This is a genomic window from Streptomyces sp. H27-C3, from assembly GCF_030063415.1.
Lineage (GTDB): Bacteria > Actinomycetota > Actinomycetes > Streptomycetales > Streptomycetaceae > Streptomyces.
This window is the reverse complement of record NZ_JASITA010000115.1, coordinates 1-1096: the sequence shown is the minus strand read 5'-3', so window position 1 is coordinate 1096 and position 1096 is coordinate 1. Positions and strand designations below refer to the sequence as shown.

At 66.0% G+C, this 1096-nt stretch carries 1 protein-coding gene; it reads left to right on the top strand.

All coding sequences use genetic code 11. The features are described 5' to 3' along the window. A partial coding sequence (locus tag QMK30_RS38295) for an IS701 family transposase (RefSeq protein WP_283522944.1) occupies positions 1-912 on the top strand: 912 nt, incomplete at its 5' end. Positions 913-1096 lie beyond the last annotated feature (184 nt).

Sequence of the window (1096 nt, the reverse complement as noted above, 5' to 3'; positions counted from 1 at the left end):
ATCCGGGAGTTCGTGATCGAACACCTCGGCGACCAGCAGGCGGTACTCGTCGTGGACGACACTGGATTCCTGAAGAAGGGGACCCGCTCGGCCGGCGTTCAACGTCAGTACACCGGCACGGCGGGCCGGGTCGAGAACAGTCAGGTCGGCACATTCCTGGCCTATGCAACCGATGCCGGTCACACGTTGATCGACCGGGAGCTGTACCTGCCCGCGTCCTGGACCGAGGACCGTGAACGCTGCCGTGCTGCCGCGGTCCCCGACGAGGTCCTCTTCGCCACGAAGAACGAGCACGCCAAGGCCATGATCGAGCGGGTCCTCGCCGCGCGGGTGCCGTTCGCGTGGCTGACCGCTGATGAGGCATACGGGCAGGTCAAGGGCTTGCGTTACTGGCTTGAACAGCGCGAGGTGTTCCACGTGCTGGCAACGCGCCGAACCGACACCGTCGTCACCACCTCACGCATGGATCATCCCGTGGACGAGCTGGTCGCCGCTCTGCCCCGGCAGGCGTGGAAGCGGCGTTCGTGCGGGCGGGGCGCCCACGGGGAGCGCGTCTACGATTGGGCCCGGGCCCCGATCCGTCCCTGGCGTGAGGAGGGCGTCGAGCACTGGGTCCTGGCCCGCCGCAGCATCACCGATCCCACCGAGATCGCCTACTACGTGTGCTTCGCACCCGAAGGCACCACCCTGAACACCCTCCTTGTCGTGGCCGGCCGCCGCTGGACGATCGAGGAATGCTTCCAGACCGCGAAGAACGAATGCGGCCTCGACCACTACCAGGTCCGTAAATACCACGCCTGGTACCGCCACATCACCCTCGCCATGGCAGCCCACGCCTACCTGACCACGGTCCGTTCACAGGAGCTCAAAAAAGGGGATCGCAACCCGGTGACCAGCGTCTCGTCCCGCTGAGCCTGCCCGAGATCCGCCGCCTGACCGCCCACCTCACAGAACGTCTCCTTCCTCCGGTCACCCATGTCCTGCACTGGTCCCACTGGCGACGACAAGCACAACACCGGGCACGCATCAGCCACTACAAACGACGAGGCCACAACCCCTGCCCTGAACCACCGTCACGCCAAACACGGTTGCAGTA